At 60.0% G+C, this 17,272-nt stretch carries 15 protein-coding genes; 5 read left to right on the top strand and 10 right to left on the bottom strand.

What is annotated here, in order from left to right; genetic code table 11:
• Position 1: 1 nt before the first annotated feature.
• Positions 2-1,792, bottom strand: a complete 1,791-nt coding sequence (locus ACM6I5_RS23935) for a KinB sensor domain-containing domain (RefSeq protein ID WP_414884832.1) — start codon at positions 1,790-1,792, stop codon at positions 2-4.
• Between the two features lie 10 nt (positions 1,793-1,802).
• A complete protein-coding gene (gene algB / locus ACM6I5_RS23930) occupies positions 1,803-3,149 on the bottom strand; it encodes a sigma-54-dependent response regulator transcription factor AlgB (RefSeq protein WP_017341749.1) in 1,347 nt (448 codons plus the stop codon).
• Positions 3,150-3,585: 436 nt separating this feature from the next.
• Between algB and ACM6I5_RS23925 the strand changes: the two genes are divergently transcribed.
• The 5 genes from ACM6I5_RS23925 to ACM6I5_RS23905 all read left to right on the top strand — a co-directional run bounded on the left by ACM6I5_RS23925 (position 3,586) and on the right by ACM6I5_RS23905 (position 8,084).
• Entirely contained in the window at positions 3,586-3,873 is a 288-nt protein-coding gene (locus ACM6I5_RS23925; protein WP_017341748.1) for a hypothetical protein, read from the top strand.
• Between the two features lie 81 nt (positions 3,874-3,954).
• The gene (locus ACM6I5_RS23920; protein WP_003177151.1) at positions 3,955-4,119 is read left to right on the top strand and encodes a DUF1328 domain-containing protein; all 165 of its coding nucleotides are present in this window, start codon (positions 3,955-3,957) and stop codon (positions 4,117-4,119) included.
• Between the two features lie 2 nt (positions 4,120-4,121).
• A complete protein-coding gene (locus ACM6I5_RS23915; protein ID WP_414884831.1) occupies positions 4,122-4,586 on the top strand; it encodes an inhibitor of vertebrate lysozyme family protein in 465 nt (154 codons plus the stop codon).
• Positions 4,587-5,301: 715 nt separating this feature from the next.
• Complete coding sequence (gene gltP, locus ACM6I5_RS23910; protein WP_414884830.1) at positions 5,302-6,633, top strand: glutamate/aspartate:proton symporter GltP; 1,332 nt, start codon at positions 5,302-5,304, stop codon at positions 6,631-6,633.
• A gap of 221 nt (positions 6,634-6,854) precedes the next feature.
• On the top strand, positions 6,855-8,084 hold the full coding sequence (locus tag ACM6I5_RS23905) for a nucleoside recognition domain-containing protein (RefSeq protein WP_017341745.1): 1,230 nt from the start codon (positions 6,855-6,857) through the stop codon (positions 8,082-8,084).
• 74 nt (positions 8,085-8,158) lie between these two features.
• On the opposite strand, the gene ACM6I5_RS23900 is transcribed toward ACM6I5_RS23905, so the two are convergent.
• From ACM6I5_RS23900 to ACM6I5_RS23865, 8 genes are all read right to left on the bottom strand, one after another.
• Positions 8,159-8,782 carry an ABC-type transport auxiliary lipoprotein family protein gene (locus tag ACM6I5_RS23900; RefSeq protein WP_414884829.1) on the bottom strand — a complete coding sequence of 208 codons (624 nt, stop codon included), beginning with the start codon at positions 8,780-8,782 and terminating at the stop codon, positions 8,159-8,161.
• The gene (locus tag ACM6I5_RS23895; RefSeq protein ID WP_017341743.1) at positions 8,779-9,717 is read right to left on the bottom strand and encodes an MlaD family protein; all 939 of its coding nucleotides are present in this window, start codon (positions 9,715-9,717) and stop codon (positions 8,779-8,781) included. The genes ACM6I5_RS23900 and ACM6I5_RS23895 overlap by 4 nt, the downstream gene beginning before the upstream one ends.
• A 1-nt stretch (position 9,718) precedes the next feature.
• Positions 9,719-10,522: an ABC transporter ATP-binding protein gene (locus ACM6I5_RS23890; protein ID WP_017341742.1), complete on the bottom strand. Its 804-nt coding sequence runs from the start codon at positions 10,520-10,522 to the stop codon at positions 9,719-9,721.
• Positions 10,519-11,667, bottom strand: coding sequence for an MlaE family lipid ABC transporter permease subunit (locus ACM6I5_RS23885; RefSeq protein WP_414884828.1), 1,149 nt, complete (start codon positions 11,665-11,667; stop codon positions 10,519-10,521). The genes ACM6I5_RS23890 and ACM6I5_RS23885 overlap by 4 nt, the downstream gene beginning before the upstream one ends.
• A gap of 54 nt (positions 11,668-11,721) precedes the next feature.
• A complete protein-coding gene (locus tag ACM6I5_RS23880) occupies positions 11,722-12,750 on the bottom strand; it encodes a DUF5924 family protein (RefSeq protein ID WP_017341740.1) in 1,029 nt (342 codons plus the stop codon).
• Positions 12,751-12,980: 230 nt separating this feature from the next.
• Entirely contained in the window at positions 12,981-14,357 is a 1,377-nt protein-coding gene (locus ACM6I5_RS23875) for a M16 family metallopeptidase (protein ID WP_017341739.1), read from the bottom strand.
• Between the two features lie 192 nt (positions 14,358-14,549).
• Entirely contained in the window at positions 14,550-16,208 is a 1,659-nt protein-coding gene (locus ACM6I5_RS23870) for a Na/Pi cotransporter family protein (RefSeq protein ID WP_017341738.1), read from the bottom strand.
• Between the two features lie 267 nt (positions 16,209-16,475).
• A complete protein-coding gene (locus ACM6I5_RS23865; protein WP_017341737.1) occupies positions 16,476-17,243 on the bottom strand; it encodes a TerC family protein in 768 nt (255 codons plus the stop codon).
• Positions 17,244-17,272 lie beyond the last annotated feature (29 nt).

Below are 17,272 nucleotides of genomic sequence, written 5' to 3'. Positions count from 1 at the left end.
GTTAAACCGCTAGCGCCATGTAGAACTGAGTGCCCTGCCCCGGCCGCGAATAGACGCCCATCCGCCCACCGTGCAACTGCACGATTTCCTTGCACAACGCCAGGCCAAGCCCCGCCCCCCCCTTCTTGCGCCCGACCTGTACAAACGGCTCGAAGATCCGCCCCTGCTGGCCATAAGCGATACCTTCGCCATTGTCCTCGACACTGATAATCACCCGCTCGCCGTGGCGTCGCGCCTGCAAGCGGATCTGTCCATCAGCGCCGGTATGACGCAACGCGTTGTCGATAAGGTTATCGAGCACCCGGTCCAGTTGAGGCTGATCGGCCTGTAACCACGGCAATGGTCCCTGCACTTCGACCAGCAAGTCGATGCCCTTCTCTTGCGCCGAATCGGCAAACCGCGAACGGGCCTGCTCCAGCAGTTCCTCGATGGAACACGGGGCCAGTGAAAGTTTCTGCAAACCGTTCTGGTAGCGCGAGAAGTTCAGCAGGTCGTTGATCAACTGCATCAGGCGCTGCATTTCTTCATTCACGGTGTCCAACAGGTCGGCTTCTCGCGAGTCCGCGGCAAAATGCGCGCGCTCGCGGAACAGGCCGAACGCCATGTGCATCCCGGTGACCGGCGTGCGCAGCTCATGGGAGGCGCGCAATACAAATTCGCTGCGCACCCGCTCGAACGCCCGCTGTTCGGTGACGTCATGCAGCACCATCACCGCCCCCAGAATATGGCCCTGGGTATGACTGACAGGCGTCAGGCTGTAAGTAAGCAAGCGCGATTCACCATCGACCTCGATACTCAGGTCCTCCGGTGCGCGCTCCAGCGTGCCTCCGCGCAGCACCAGTTGCAGCTGTTGATCCAGCTCGGGACGTTCGAGCGCCGAGCCCAGCCCTTGGCCGAGACGGTCGGTGTCCCAACCCAACTGGCGCTGCGCCACCGGGTTCAAGTGTTCGAGATGACCGTCGCGGTCGATCATCAACAAACCATCGTCAATGCTGTCGAGTACCGCCTGCAGACGCTGCTGGCCGGCGAGCAACTCGTCGATATTGGTCGCCTGGTGCTGACGCAGTGCCTCGGCCATGATCCCGAAGCGCTTGGTCAGCAGATTCATTTCCACTGCCGATGAAATCGGCAGGGTCACTTCGAAGTTGCCCTGGCCGATGTGGTCTGCGGCCTGAGCCAGGGCTTCGATCGGCTCACCGAAGCGTCGAGCGATCGCATGGGCCGTCACGAATCCGATAATCAACACTGCCAGCCCGACCAACCCGAGCAGGCCGGCAATGAGCAGCGCCCGATCCCGGGCCTTGCGTTGCGTTTCATTGATGCTGTCCAGCGCGTGCTTGTGCTCGGTAATCAGCCCGTTGCGCAGCACGTTGAATTTTTCGGTGAGCTCTTCGTTGCCACTCAGCACATGGGACGGATCACCCGACAGGTCCAACGCCTGAAGAAAGCTCAGGTAATCGTTCTTGGCCTGCAAAAAGCCGTACTGGCGACCCTCGCCCCCCTGATCATGGGCGATGCCTTCATCCAGCAACTGGAGATAATGCTGCTTGGACGCTTCGAACGCCGCCGGATCGGGCTTGTCATCCATCATCAACATCAACTGGTCGCCCAAGGTCTGGCGCAGTTTCAGACCCAGATCCAGGGTGACGAAATTGTTGCGCACCAGTGTTTCCTGGGTTCCGGCCATCTGCATCACGCTAACCAGCCCGAGCAACAGCCCAAGCAGCGCAACGGTGATCAGTGCGGAAATACTCAGGAAAAGCCGAGTACGCAACTTCATCGCCAGTTTCATCGGGCAAGACTCACAGGTTGTACTGCTTGCGTTTGCGGTACAGCGTCGAAGCATCGATCCCGAGCGTCTTCGCAGCCTGGTCCAGCGTGTCGGCGGTGGCCAGTACCGCGCCGATGTGCGCCTTCTCCAACTCGTCCAGACTCAGCGCAGCACCGATGCGCGGCGCATTGTTCACCGGGGGCTCGGCCATCCCGAGGTGGCTGATCTCGACACGCTCCTGAGGACAGATGATGCTCGCCCGCTCAACAACGTTGCGCAACTCCCGAATGTTCCCCGGCCAGCGATAACCCAGCAGCGCTTCACGCGCCTCGTCGCTGAAGCCTCGCGCCGGGCGCGCGTATTCCTTGACGAACCGGGCCAGGAAGCGGTCAGCCAGGTTCAGGATATCCTCCCGGCGTTCGCGCAACGGCGGCAGATGCAAGGTGATGACGTTCAAGCGATAGAGCAAATCTTCACGGAAACGACCGTCGCGCACCATGTCTTCAAGATTGAGGTTGGTGGCAGCCAGGATGCGTACATCGGCGCGGCGGGTCACGGGGTCGCCGACCCGCTCGTATTCCTTGTCCTGAATGAAACGCAACAACTTTGGCTGCAATGTCAGGGGAAAATCGCCGATCTCGTCGAGAAACAGCGTTCCTCCGTCCGCCTGATTCACCCGCCCCAGCGTACTTTCGCTCGCGCCGGTGAACGCCCCACGGCTGTGGCCGAAGAGTTCGCTTTCCATCAATTCGGCCGTCAGCGATGGGCAGTTGATGGTGACGCAGGATTTCTTCGCGCGTTTGCTCCAGCCGTGAATGGCCTGGGACAGTTCGCCTTTACCGGTGCCGGATTCGCCGAGAATCAAAATATTGGCATCGGTGCTGGCCACCTGGCGGGCAGTCTCGAGCACGACTTTCATGGCCGGGCTGTGGGAATCCAGCCCATCCTTGGGTTTGCGCACTTCACCTTCCAGCGCTTCCAGGCGGGCTGACAATTGCCGCACTTCCAGTTGCTTGGCGGTGGCCAGGCGCAATTGATCCGGGCTGCACGGTTTGACCAGGTAATCAGCGGCGCCCGCCTGGATCGCATCCACGGCGGTGTCTACGGCCGAGTGGGCAGTGACAATGACAACGCGCATCCAAGGTGCCTGAATGCGCATCTGGGCCAGGACATCGAGGCCGTTGTCTTCACCCAGGCGTAAATCGAGGAAGCACAGATCAAACACCTGGCGTTGCAACAACGCATCGGCCTGCGCTGCGCTGTTGGCCGTGGCGACGCTGTAGCCCTCGTCTTCGAGGCAGTAACGGAACGTTCGCAGGATGGCAGACTCGTCGTCCACCAGCAGAATGCGGCCCTGATGCTCGGTGGCTGATTCCATTTTCCTACGCTCCTTAACGAATGATCTTGGTTAGTCCCGGAAAAATCGGGCAAGTTGCATGGTTGATTCTGGTCGATTCCGACCACATCAGGGTAGTTATCTACTCACCCTACGGCTAATCATCTGATTTTGTTGTTTTTTTATCGGATCGCTGGTTTTCAGGTGCACTCTCGACTTCCTCTGTGACATCTACGCCCTCCCCGCAATTCAAAAATTCTGAAACTTCCTACGAACTTATCGTGCATTACGCACGACGCCAAAGGGGTCATCGTGCAGGATGCGTCCCACCTGTTTCCTGCATCAAACATAACTTATTGATTTATATGTATTTTTTCTTATGAAAAAGCTGGCATGCGGGCTGCAATAGTCTGATTAACCAAGGGCATCGCAACCGTCGCCCTCAACAAGATCACCACAGTGTGGGAGGAGCTTCAGGATGAGTCGCCAACGTGCCGCCCAATTGCGTATCTCGCCACTGCATATCCAGCAAGGTCTGTTTGCTGTCCTGGCGCTATTGATCACCTTGATCGGCGGCCAGCAGTTTCAGCGCTGGGAGCAGAGTCAGGAGCAAGAAGTGCCACGCCTGTCCATCCAGCATCCGACCCAAACCCACTTCAGCGCCGTCAGCAGCACTGCTGTCGACAGCGCACCGATGCGAATGATGGACGTCGACCAGGCTCAGCCTGCGGATGAGATGCCACGTCAGGAGCGCTGGGTGTTCTAGACACACGAACTTGGCGCATTCGATGCGCCGGGACATGCACCACAAGCATCACCTCTAAATAGAAGCGTAAGGAGAATCACCATGTTGAGCTGGGCAATCACGTTCTTGATCATTGCCATCATCGCTGCAGTACTGGGCTTCGGTGGTATCGCGGGCACCGCCACGGGTATCGCCAAGATTCTCTTTGTCGTGTTCCTGGTGATGTTCATTGCTTCGTTCTTCTTTGGCCGTCGCGGCCGAGGTTGAAGATGAGCGTTTTACTGAAAACGTTGGCAGCCGCCCTGCTTCTGGGCGGCAGTGCCACCGTGATGGCGGCCAATGACGGCCAGGCGCGGGTCAACGAGTTGTTAAGCGCAGACCCGCAGTTTCATGACACTTGGCAAGGCGTGGTGAAGAAGGAAGAACGCCTGCCGGAATGGGTGATGAATCTGTCCGGTGACGCCGAGCAAATGAATGCGGTGGAAGAAGATGGCGACAAGTATCTGGTGGGGCCGCTCTGCGAAACGCATGACACATGCCTCAACAAACGCCTGATCGTTGCCGTCAGCTTCGACAAGAAGGATGCCTACGCCATGCTGGTCGAAGTGCCTGCAGGGTTGCCGGCCGACAAGTCGCCCACGCGGCATGCCGATTACCGCTTCCTGGGCAAGCCTGACCAGGGCATGCAGGATCTGTTGATGGAACAACTGAAGAAAGATCCGAACTGGTACTGAATTTGTCACAAGAAAGAAGCAGCATTGTTTCTTTCCAATGCGCTGCCTGAGGAAGGTAGTCGCATGACCAAGGGGTCGGGACGTTCTGCCTGTTTCAGGGGCGGAGTGACCTACGGGTACAGGGAGTGCCTGCGCAAGGGCCGGGTCAGGTAAAAGCTGCGACGCAAGTTCGCCGTCCCGTGATGGGGCGACGGACTTGCGGAGAGCTTATGCGCGCAATGTGTTGAAACACAGCGAACCACTCGGTTTCGCTACAGAACGCTCTGTTCCCACAAATGATCACCGGAGAATAATTTCCCGGTGTTTCTTGCGTGACCGTACATCGAGAAAAAACCACCTGATTTTGAAGCGATTTCTCGCCTCTCATGGTCGGATTTTTCTGAAATACCCCTCCCGCAAAAATGATCAAAAAACACCCACCCTGCCCGGAAATGGCCGGTTCACGGCACTTATGCCTGCCGAAATGTCACATTCGAACCGTTTGCGACGTCGGTTTCAGTAAAAAAACCTCATGCCGATTCGGCATAGGGTAGGCGTTTACGGCATTAGACGTCGCTTCCTTGCATCGGAATAGTTGCGCCTTTTTTCGCCTGCCAGAGAGCCATGAATAATCGCTCCGGGGCACCTTATACGGGGGCAGATGCTCAAGACTTTTTCGCCACAAGCGTTCCAGTTCTTGCATCTGCCCGAGTCAAACGCAAGTAAGGGTAAAGATATGAAGAAGGCAAAGCTCAGCCTCGCCTGGCAGATCCTCATCGGTCTGGTATTGGGGATTGCAATCGGTGCGCTGCTTAACCATTTCAGTGCCGAGAAGGCCTGGTGGATTGGCAACGTCCTGCAACCGGCAGGCGATATCTTTATCCGTCTGATCAAGATGATTGTGATCCCGATCGTGATCTCCTCGCTGATCGTCGGTATCGCGGGTGTCGGTGACGCGAAGAAACTCGGCAGCATCGGCCTGAAGACCATCATCTACTTCGAGATCGTTACCACGATCGCTATCGTTGTCGGTCTGGTGTTGGCCAATGTGTTCCATCCGGGCGCCGGCATCGACATGAGCACCCTCGGTACCGTGGATATTTCCAAGTATCAGGCCACGGCGGCCGAGGTACAGCATGAACACGCGTTCATCGAAACCATCCTCAACCTGATCCCGTCGAACATCTTCGCCGCCATCGCTCGCGGTGAAATGCTGCCGATCATCTTCTTCTCCGTGCTGTTCGGCCTCGGTCTGTCGAGTCTCAAGCCCGAGTTGCGCGACCCGCTGGTGACAATGTTCCAGGGCGTTTCGGAAAGCATGTTCAAGGTCACCCACATGATCATGAACTACGCCCCGATCGGCGTTTTCGCACTGATCGCAGTGACCGTCGCCAACTTCGGCTTCGCTTCCCTGCTGCCGCTGGCCAAACTGGTGATCCTGGTTTACTTCGCTATCGCCTTCTTCGCCTTCATGGTGCTGGGCCTGATCGCTCGCCTGTTCGGCTTCTCGGTGATCAAACTGATGCGCATCTTCAAGGATGAGCTGGTGCTGGCCTACTCCACCGCCTCCTCCGAAACCGTGCTGCCGCGTGTGATCGAGAAGATGGAAGCCTACGGCGCGCCGAAAGCCATTTGCAGCTTCGTGGTGCCGACCGGTTACTCGTTCAACCTCGACGGTTCGACGCTTTATCAGAGCATCGCGGCAATCTTCATTGCCCAGCTCTACGGCATCGACCTGTCGATCAGCCAGCAATTGCTGCTGGTGCTGACGCTGATGGTCACCTCCAAAGGCATCGCCGGTGTTCCGGGTGTGTCCTTCGTGGTGCTGCTGGCGACCCTGGGCAGCGTGGGTATTCCGCTGGAAGGCCTGGCGTTCATCGCCGGTGTCGACCGCATCATGGACATGGCACGTACCGCACTGAACGTGATCGGCAACGCCCTGGCTGTATTGGTCATCTCCCGCTGGGAAGGCATGTACGACGATGCCAAAGGGCAGCGCTACTGGAACTCGCTGCCGCACTGGCGCAGCAAGGAAAAACTGCCTGCCGGTGAAACCTCCGGCAACTGATAGCTGACCCCTGTGGAGTCTGGCTTTTATGTAGGAGCCAGGCCGTCGGCGAAAGCGGTGCATCAAACAACAGAGATGTTGAACGTGCCGGCCTTATCGCCAGCAGGCTGGCTCCCACAGTGACCTGAGCAAGCCGCACGAACAGACCCCGGAGAAATCCGGGGTTTGTCGTTTCTGGTGACCCCGCTATCATTCGCCACATTCTTCGGGGGATTCAACTGATGCTCAATGGCCTGTGGCTTGGCTTCTTCATCGTGGCGGCCGTTTCGGCGTTGGCGCAATGGCTGATCGGGGGTAACGCCGGGATCTTCGCGGCGATGGTGGAAAGCATTTTCGCCATGGCCAAGTTGTCGGTCGAGGTCATGGTCCTGCTGTTCGGCACCCTGACCCTCTGGCTGGGTTTTCTGCGCATCGCCGAGAAGGCCGGGATCGTCGAATGGCTGGCGAAGGCGCTGGGCCCGTTGTTCCTGCGCCTGATGCCGGAAGTGCCGGCCGGTCATCCGGCCATCGGCCTGATCACCCTGAACTTCGCCGCCAACGGCCTGGGCCTGGACAACGCCGCCACCCCGATCGGCCTTAAAGCCATGAAGGCGCTGCAAGAGCTCAACCCCAGCGACACCATTGCCAGCAACGCGCAGATCCTGTTCCTGGTACTCAATGCCTCCTCCCTGACCCTGCTGCCGGTGACGATCTTCATGTACCGCGCCCAGCAAGGCGCGCCGGATCCGACGCTGGTGTTCCTGCCGATCCTGCTCGCCACCAGTTGTTCGACGCTGGTGGGATTGCTGTCGGTGGCGTTCATGCAGCGCCTGCGCCTGTGGGACCCGGTGGTGCTCGCCTATCTGATCCCCGGCGCCCTCGCCCTCGGCGGCTTCATGGCGTTGCTGGGTACGCTCTCGGCGACCGCTCTGGCCGGCTTGTCCTCGATCCTCGGCAACGTGACGCTGTTCGGGCTGATCATGCTGTTCCTGGTGATCGGCGCGCTGCGCAAGGTGAAGGTTTACGAGGCGTTCGTCGAAGGTGCGAAAGAAGGCTTCGACGTGGCCAGGAATCTGCTGCCGTACCTGGTGGCGATGCTGTGCGCGGTGGGCGTGCTGCGCGCGTCCGGGGCGCTGGACTTTGGTCTCGACGGGATTCGTCATCTGGTGGAGTGGGCCGGTTGGGACACGCGCTTCGTCGATGCGTTGCCGACGGCGATGGTCAAGCCGTTCTCAGGCAGCGCGGCCCGGGCGATGTTGATCGAAACCATGAAGACGTCCGGGGTAGACAGCTTCCCGGCGTTGGTCGCGGCGACGGTTCAGGGCAGTACGGAAACGACGTTTTATGTGCTGGCGGTGTATTTCGGCGCCGTGGGGATCCAGCGGGCACGGCATGCGGTGGGGTGTGCATTGCTGGCGGAGTTCGCCGGGGTGCTGGGCGCAATCGGGGTTTGCTACTGGTTCTTCGGTTAAGCACACATCCCTTGTGGGAGCGGGCTTGTGTGGTGAGGGAGCTTGCTCCCTCGCCACAAAGGCCCTGAGTGTATTCAAGGGCGGGGAGGCGGCGCGACTTTCTGTCCTTGCTCCACCGCCCAGCTGACGACTTGTGCCGTCAACTGATCACTCGCCTGGCCAAACCCGGCCACCACCGCCGGCACCTTCACATCGCTCAGCGGCTGACGCACTTCAAAGCGGCGGCTGGCGAGGATGCGCTGGTCATAACCGCGCACCAACAACGCATCCAGACGCACTACGACACTCGCCGTGGTGCCTTGGTATTCAGTCTGGAACGCCTGCAAACTCCCGCCCAACTCCAGGTCCGCCTGGAAATTGCTGTCGTCGGTGCTCAGCAACGCCACCCGACCGTCACGCTGAAAACCATCCAGCAGTCGATTGCGCAGCAGTACCGGCGCCGGGTCGCTCCAGCGGGAAGCCTTGTAGCTGCTGATCAGGTCGCCTTGAGGAATCACGGCAATCTGCGGACTGTTCAACGCCTCGCTGGCCTGCAGTTTGGTCAGGCGCAGGGACCAGCGCTGCGGCGTGCCGTGGCTGGGAGAAACGCTCTGGGCCGAAGGCAACCGATACACATCAGACGGCTCGGACGTGGGAAGGATCGAGCAGGCGCTGGTCAGCGCAAAAGCGCCGAGGAGGGCGATGTGAGTCAACTTCATGGCGTGAACTCCTTGTTCTTGTCATTGCCCAGCAGATAACCGCTGGGGTTGGCTTCCAGACGCTGGGAAATCGCCCGCAACGACGTCAAGGTATCGCGCAACTCGCGCACCGCCGGAGCCAGTCCGTTGAGGCCTTGCATGCCGCTGTTGAGGGAATCCTGATTCCGGGTCAGCAACGTATTGATCGTCGCGCTGCTTTGCTCCAGCGACTTCATCGCCTGCTCGGCGCTGCCGAACATCTGCTTGCCTTGATCGTTGAGCAAACCGTTGGCGTTGCGCATCAGCGCCGACGTCTGCTCCAGCATCGCACCGGCCTGCTTGCCGACCGACGCCAGTTGCTGCATTGCCTGACGGATGTCGCCGCGCTGATCGGCGATGGTGCCGGTGGTTTGTTCCAGGTGTTCGAGGGTCTTGCTGATGCGCTCGACGTTCTCCGCGGAAAACATCTGATTGGCGTTGTGCATCAAGACGTTCACGCCAGCCATCAAATCGTTGCTGTCGTTGAGCAGCCGGGCGATAGGTGAGGGCGATGCGACGATCGTCGGCAGATCACCGCCCTTGCCCTTGAGCGTCGGGCTTTGCGGCGTACCGCCACTGAGCTGGATAATCGACGTTCCGGTGATCCCGGTCAGCGCCAGTTTGGCCTGGGTGTCTTCCTTGATCGGCGTATCACCGCCCAGGCGAATCCGGGCCAACACCCGGCGCGGGTCTTTCGGGTCCAGGCGCAACGTCACCACGTCGCCGACCTTGATCCCGCTGTACTGCACCGCGCTGCCCTTGGACAGGCCGCTGACCGCCTCGTTGAAGACGATTTCGTAATCCTTGAACTCGGTGTCGACGCTGGACTTGGCCAGCCACAAGCCAAAGAGCAGGGCGCCCGCCACCACAATCACGGTGAACAGGCCAATCAATACATGATGGGCTCGGGTTTCCATGTCAGACCTCATTCAACTGTTGGGCGGCCGTCAGCGCCGCGCGGCCGCGAGGGCCATGGAAGTATTCGTGAATCCACGGGTCGTCGGTTTCCGAGACCTTGTCGATGGCGTCCGCCACCAGCACTTTCTTCTGCGCCAGCACCGCCACCCGATCGGTGATGGTGTAGAGCGTGTCGAGGTCATGGGTCACCAGAAACACACTCAAACCCAGCGCATCGCGCAGGGTCAGGATCAACTGATCGAAGGCCGCCGCGCCGATCGGGTCGAGGCCGGCGGTGGGTTCGTCGAGAAACAGGATGTCCGGGTCCAGTGCCAACGCCCGGGCCAGTGCCGCGCGCTTGATCATCCCGCCGGACAGCGAAGCGGGGTACTTGTCAGCGGCCGAAAGCGGCAACCCGGCCAACGCCAGTTTGACCGCCGCCAGGTGTTCGGCATCGTTGCGGCTCAGGCCCGCGTGTTCGATCAGCGGCAGGGCGACGTTTTCGGTCACGGTCAGCGAAGAGAACAGGGCGCCTTTCTGGAACAGTACACCGAAGCGCCGCTCGACCATCGAACGCTCGTGTTCGGACAGCGTCGGAAGGTTCTTGCCGAACACCTTCACCACCCCTTCGCTGGGCTGGCGCAAGCCGACAATGCTGCGCAACAGTACCGATTTACCGCTGCCGGAACCTCCGACCACGGCCAGGATTTCGCCCTTGTACAGATCCAGGTCGAGGTTCTCGTGCACGCTCTGACGGCCAAAGCGATTGCACAGCCCTCGGACTTCGATCACCGCCTCGGAGGGCGCTCGGGGTAGACGACTCACCAGCCCATCTCCATGAAAAACAGCGCGGCCACGGCGTCGAGCACGATCACCACGAAAATCGACTGCACCACACTCGACGTGGTGTGCGCACCCACAGATTCAGCACTGCCGCTGACCTTGAAGCCCTCAAGGCAACCAATGGCGGCGATGAGGAACGCAAAGATTGGCGCTTTGACGAGACCGACCAGAAAATGCTGAACGCCGATGTCGGTTTGCAGCAGCGAGAGGAACATGGCCGGCGAGATATCCAGCGCCACGGCGCACACCACACCGCCGCCGACAATCCCCGAGAGCATCGCCAGAAAGGTCAGCATCGGCAGCGCCACCAGCAGCGCGAGCACGCGCGGCACCACCAGCAACTCCATCGGATCGAGGCCCAAGGTGCGAATGGCATCGATCTCTTCGTTGGCCTTCATCGAGCCGATCTGCGCGGTGAAGGCACTTGCGGTTCGACCGGCCATCAGGATGGCGGTGAGCAGCACGCCGAATTCCCGCAGAAAGGAGAACGCCACCAGGTCCACGGTGAAGATGCTCGCACCGAAACTCTTCAGCACCGTCGCCCCGAGAAACGCGACGACGGCGCCCACCAGAAACGTCAGCAAGGCAACGATGGGGGCGGCGTCGAGGCCTGTCTGTTCGATGTGCGCAATCATTGGCGTGATGCGCCAGCGTTTGGGGCGCAACAGGTTGCGGGCGATGGTTTCCAGGATCAGGCCGACGAAGCCCAGCAGTTGCAAGGTGTCTTGCCAGATGGCGTCTACCGCGCGGCCAATGCGCGTCAGCAGCTGAATGCCGACGCCGATTTCCGGCTCCTTGATCGGCACGCAGAAGTCGGTCATCGAGCAATAAACAGTCTGCAACAGGGCACGATCGGCGACGGACAACGTGCAGTCGGGATGTTCGGCGGATTTGCCCAGGCGGTCCGACCCGAGCAACTCCACCAACAACGATGCGCCGGCGGTGTCGAGCGCGCCGAGGCTGTTGAGGTCGATGTGGGTGCTGTCGTCGTATTGCCCGCGGAGCTTTTCGCTCAAACTCTTGAGGTCAGCGTAATGGGCAAGCGTCCAGTCACCCGTGACGTGCAATTGCGCAGGGGTGTGCGAGGTGTCCAGTGAGGCACCGCCGGGCATTGTGCTGCTGGTCATAAGCTCCGTGCTTGTTCGGCTATTACGCAGAGTTACGTAATAGCACGAACCGCATTACTTTTCTTTGATCGGTGTGCTGTCCGTGATCTTGAAGCGCAACACACCGATCAACTGACCGTCCTCGGTCAGCACCCGAACCTGCCACTTGCCCGCCGGGTTACCGGGGAAGTTCTGCTTGTGGGTCCAGGCGCGATAGCCTTCCTTGCGCCCGCCATGGATGTCCAGTGCGATGCGATCGACTTCCTTGCCGTTGAACTGCCAGACATGGTAAATCCGCTCGTCCAGACCGCGCGGCGCGTTGATCGCCGTGTAGGCGTAAAGACCGTCGCCACGAATCTGCTCGGCGCTGACTTCTTCCAGGCTTTTGCCTGGCGTGCGGTCCTGCATCTGGGTGCTGATCGCGACATCGGTCATCCATAGCGTGGCCGGCGGCACCCATGAGCGCAACACCCAACCCACGCCGCCGATGCCGACGGTGATGCTCAGAATGGCCAGCGCGTTGCGCACCGTCCGGATCGGGAAGATCGACGCCAGGCTCGGGAACGACAGGACGACGGCTGTGCCCAGGGCCAGTTTGAAACTCTGGGACGTGGTCAGGTGCAGGATGACGGGCAGGGCCGTCAGCAGCGCGGCAAACAGCGTCAGGGTGTGCAGCGCCAGAAACGCCCAGCGCCGGGGCGCCAGCCATTTGTAGTAGAGCGGGTCGGTAATGGAAATCAGCGCGGCGATGCACAGCAGCCCGGTGAAAAAAAACTGGCCGCTGTTCCAGGTGGTGGTGATGAAAAAGAAAGGCAGAACGAAAAACAGACTTTCCTGATGGATCATCTGCGTGGCGTAGCGCAGCAGCGGCTGGGGGATTTCGCGCTTGAAGATTCGGGTGAAGAGCTTGGTGAGGCTGTTTTCCAGCATCAGCCAGATCCAGCTGAGCACCATGATAATGGTGATCCAGGTCGCCAGGCCCTGCTGGCGATCGACCAGCATGAAGCTGCCGACCCCGGAGATGAAACCGCCAAGCGCAATGACCCCTGGGTAGCGCTTCATCAGTTCGAGGATGCGCTGTACGAACAAGGTCAGGGTAGGCATTCGGCGATTCACAGTAGTCGTGGGAAAAATCCCCGACAGGTTACCGCCCGTGGGGCAGTGTGGCGAGGGGGATACGTCCGTTTGACCCAACACGGCACTGTGACGGGGGAGCTTGCTCCCGCTTGGGTGCGAAGCGCCCCCAAAACCGGAAAACCGCATTCTTTCAACTGATACGCAGGCGGCGGCTGCGCAGCCGAACGGGAGCAAGCTCCCTCGCCACAGGGGAACCGTTACTTTCTGCGATAAACACGCCAGGCCAATAACCCGAACACCAGCAGCCCCAATCCCCCCGCGACCACCCACATCACCTGGTCATAACTCATCAACGGCTTCTCGATCCGCAGATAACCCGGTTGCAACAGCAACTCACGCATGGCCTTGTTGGCCTCTGCCAGCGTCACGCCCTGCAGTTCTCTGGCCGGGTTAGCGAAACGACCTTCCTCGTAGTCTCCCAGCGCGCTCCAGTAGTAGTCGGCCAGTGCGCTGTTGCCTTGCACGGCCCAGGCCTGGCGAGCGATGGCGGCCTGCTTGAGGCGGTTGAAGGTGTCGACGTCCAGTCCGTTCTTGAGCAAGTCAGCCTTCAATTCATCCAGGACTTGCTCGGCCTCGGGCACATCGTCGCGCTCAAGGTCGGCGTTGAGGCTCATGAAACCCACGCCGCCAAACACCTCGCGTTCGGCCGAGGGGCCGTAGGACAAACTGTGCGCCAGACGCAGCTGGCGATAGAGCGCCCAGTCCAGATAGTCCTTGAGCAGGTCGAAGGTTTCGTCATGCTGGTCTTCCAGCACCGGCTCCGGCACCAGCCAGTGCAACTTCGCTCCGCCGCCGACAAAGCCGTGACTCAACGTGCGCTCATGGGCCGCGCTGGCCTGGATTTGCGGCAGTGGCGGATGCTCGCTCGGGTCAACGGCCTGAAGTGCGCCCCAGGCCCGTTCCAGATAAGCCGGCAGCAAGCGGTCGAGGTCGCCGACCATGATCAGTGTCATGTTGTTCGGCGCGTACCAGGCCTTGCGTACCGTCTCCAGTTGTTCGCGGGTCAGGTTATCGACCTCGGCCCGCTCCGGGCACTTGAGCCCCAGTTCCACCGCCAGTTGATTGCTCGCCGTGTGGCCCAGATCCTGACGATCCAGCCAGCGTTGCAAGTGTGAGTAATGACCGCCGTCCTCGCGCTCGACTACCTGTTTGGCGGCGTTGATGGCGTTGTCGTCGATTCGGGTCTGGGTCAGAAGAGCCAGCAGCAGGTCGAGGACCTTGCGCTGGTTTTTCGCCGGCGCTTCGATGACAAATGTGGTGTCGGCGTTGCTGGTGTAAGCGTTCCACTCACCGCCGAGCGTCTGCATGCGTTCTTCAAGACCGCCTTCGCCGGTGGCATCGATGCCGCTGAACAGCAGGTGTTCGAGCAGATGCGGCAGTTCTTTTTCGGCGCAGCTGAAATCATCGATACCGACGCCGACCACCAGTCGAATCGCTACATGCCCGCGTTCGGTGCCGGGTTTGAGCAGCATTTGCAGGCCATTGGGCAGCGTATAGCCCTCGACCTGAAAACGATCCAGGGCAAACGAGGGCAGCGATCCGAGCAACAGGCAGGCGAACAACAGACAACGCATAGCAAGCTTCCAGGCAATCAATCGAAGATCCGTGTCGTCCTTTAGGCCGCTATCGCGGGCAAGCCCGCTCCCACAGTGATCTTTGTGTAACTGGGATTATGTCCGACCCGGATCACCTGTGGGAGCGGGCTCGCCCGCGAAGACGGTCTTGAGGCTGAACCACTGTAACTGACTGACCACACTGCCAGACGTTCAAGGCGAATGCGTGATGTCAGACAAATCATCGACGATGAGCGCGCCGGTGTCAGACGTTTCCAGCACCACATACGCACTGCTGCAGAACAATGAATTCAGGCGCTTCATGTCGGCAATCAGCTCCAGGTGCAGCGAGCTGGTCTCGATACTCTGCACGATCTTGCGTTGCAACCGGCTGACATGAGCATGGGCCAGGCGGCGTTCCTGTGCGCGAAAGCGACGTTTCTCCCGCAGCAACTGACGGGCACTTTCCTTGTCGGCGCTGAGGAACACCGACAATCCCAGGCGCAAATTGGAAATCAGCTGACTGTGCAGCCCCGCCAATTCGTCCAGACCGACCTCAGAAAAAGACCGGCGCTGCGAGGTTTTCTGTTGCTGCACTTTGCGCAGCATGCGCTCGATCAGGTCGCTGGCGAGTTTGAGGTTGATCGCCAGTTCGATGATTTCCGCCCAGCGCCGACTGTCGTGTTCACTAAGGTCTTCGCGAGGCATCTGCGCCAGATAAAGCTTGATCGAGCTGTAGAGCGACTCCACATCATCGGTCAGGCGACGCATTTCCTGGGTGACGGCGGTTTGCTTGCCGCGCAGCACGTCGAGCATGGCCTCGAGCATATTGTCGATCAGATCGCCAATGCGCAGGGTTTCCCGGGCAGCGTTGGCGAGCGCCAGGCTGGGGGTCACCAGCGCCGTCGGGTCAAGGTGCCGAGGTTTGGCGGTGCCGTTGGTTTCCGGCCGCTCCGGCAGCAGCCACGCACAAAGCCTGGCCATCGGCCCGACGCTTGGCAGCAGGATCAGGCAACGCACGGTGTTGTAGAGCAGGTGGAAGCCGATGACCATTTCCTGTGGGCTGAAATCCAGACTGTCGATCCAGTGCACGAGCGGGTCGAGTACGGGAATGATCAGCAACAGGCCGATCAGCTTGTACAGCAGGCTCCCGAGCGCCACCTGACGGCCCGCGGCGTTCTGCATGCTGGTGCTCATGAACGCCAGAATACCGCTGCCGATGTTGGCACCGATCACCAGGCCGATGGCCACGGGCAAGCTGATCACACTGGCGCCGGCCAGTGTCGCGGTCAGCAGGACGGCGGCGAGGCTGGAGTAGGAAATCATCGCGAACAACGCGCCGACCAGGGCGTCGAGCAGGATGTCGCCGGTCAGCGAGGCGAAAATCACTTTGACCCCTTGGGCATGGGTGATCGGCGCAGCCGCTTCGACAATCAGTTGCAGCGCCAGAATGATCAGCCCGAGGCCGATGCTGACGCGGCCCATCTGCCCGAGCCGCGTCTGTTTGCGCGACAGAAAGAAAATCACCCCGAGGAAAATCAGCAGCGGCGACAGCCATGACAAATCGAAGGTCAGGACCCGTGCCATCAGCGCCGTACCCACGTCGGCACCGAGCATGGTCGCCAACGCCGGCATCAGCGCCATCAGGCCCTGGCCGACAAAGGACGTGACGAGCATGGCGGTGGCGTTACTGCTCTGGACCATGGCGGTCACGACAATGCCCGCGATGAATGCCAGCCAGCGCTTGGACATGTTCTGGCCAATCACATGGCGCAAGTTGGAACCATAGACCCGCAGAATGCCGGTTCGGACGATGTGCGTGCCCCAGATCAACAAGGCCACGGCAGAAAGCAAATTGAGCAGGGTGAGCATACGGGCCCCCTGTGGTGGTAGCGCCCCAAAGGAGCAAGTTGACGGTGCCGCGCGACTTTCTACGTTGTGTACTTAAGCTGTAGTTGGCTAACGGTCTGGGCGCCAGCATCGCATAGCTAAAGAGGCGATTGAAACAAAACTGTCATGAAAACAATTTGATGCGGACAAAGAAAAAGGGACCCGAAGGTCCCCCCGCACTTCCTGTAAGAGCCCGTGTGCGGCGAGGGGATTTATCCACTCGCCACAACAAGCTCACGGCCACAAGTGTTACTGGCCCGGAATGTCCTTGCGCAGTTTCACCGGATCCTGCTGTTTTTTCTTTTTCGCCATCGCGGTGCGCATCTTGATGTTAATCGCTTCCACCGCCAGCGAGAACGCCATGGCGAAGTAGACGTAGCCTTTTGGCACGTGCACGTCCAAGGATTCGGCAATCAGCACGGTACCGACGATCAACAGGAACGACAGCGCCAGCATCTTCAGCGACGGGTGCTTGTCGATGAACTCGCTGATGGTGCCCGAAGCCCACATCATCACCAGCACAGCCACGATGATTGCCGCGACCATGACCGGAACGTGGGAGACCATGCCGACGGCGGTGATCACCGAGTCCAGCGAGAACACGATGTCGATGATCGCGATCTGGATGATGGTGTAGATGAAGCTGCCGCCCTTGCCCGAAGGCTCTTCATGGGTTTCGTCTTCACCTTCCAGCGCGTGGTACATCTCTTGCGAGCTCTTCCACAGCAGGAACAGACCACCGAAGAACAGGATCAGGTCGCGTCCGGAAATACCCTGGCCGAACACTTCGAACAGGTCTGCGGTGAGGCGCATGACCCAGGTGATCGACAGCAGCAACAGAATCCGCGTGATCATGGCCAGCGCCAGGCCGAAAATCCGGGTGCGCTGCTGCATGTGTTTGGGCATGCGGCTGACCAGGATCGAAATCATGATGATGTTATCGATACCCAGGACGATTTCCAGGGCGGTCAGGGTAAAGAAGGCAACCCAGATTTCAGGGTTGGTCAGCCATTCCATGTGTATTCCTTTGAGCGAGTGTTAAACCA

Source organism: Pseudomonas sp. IT-P171 (assembly GCF_949767765.1).
Taxonomy (GTDB): domain Bacteria; phylum Pseudomonadota; class Gammaproteobacteria; order Pseudomonadales; family Pseudomonadaceae; genus Aquipseudomonas; species Aquipseudomonas fluorescens_B.
This window is presented reverse-complemented; position numbering and strand designations above follow the sequence as displayed.